1 protein-coding gene is annotated in these 431 nt (G+C 65.9%); it reads left to right on the top strand.

Features of this window, described 5'->3' with window-relative positions; translation table 11 throughout:
* A partial coding sequence (locus tag I8746_RS26970) for an Ig-like domain-containing protein (protein WP_259674216.1) occupies positions 1 to 431 on the top strand: 431 nt, incomplete at both ends.

The following is a 431-nucleotide window of genomic DNA, read 5'->3' as shown; positions in this document are numbered from 1 at the left end:
ACCGAACTGGGCACTGCCGTGGTCGGCCCGACCGGCGTGTTCAGCCTCAACCTCAACCCGCCACAAGTTGACGGCGAAGTGCTGCAAGCCACGGCGACCGATGCCGCTGGCAACACATCGCCAAGCAGCGCAGTTACCGCACCGGATATCGACGGTATCGATACCACGCCACCCGCAGCCCCGACTGACTTGGTGATCGGTCTTGCCGGTAGCCAGCTTAGCGGTCGAGGCGAAGCCGGCTCTACCGTGCAGGTACGTGATGCGGCAGGCAACATCCGCGCGACTGGCACCGTCGCTGCAGATGGCACCTTCGTCATCGCCCTGGACCCTGCCGTCAACGACGGCAGCACCTTGCAAGTCACCCTCACCGACGCCGCCGGCAACGTATCCCAACCGGGCTCGGTCACCTCGGCTGACTTGGTGCCGCCCGC

The organism is Pseudomonas sp. USTB-Z, assembly GCF_019691255.1.
Lineage (GTDB): Bacteria > Pseudomonadota > Gammaproteobacteria > Pseudomonadales > Pseudomonadaceae > Aquipseudomonas > Aquipseudomonas alloputida.
This window is presented reverse-complemented; position numbering and strand designations above follow the sequence as displayed.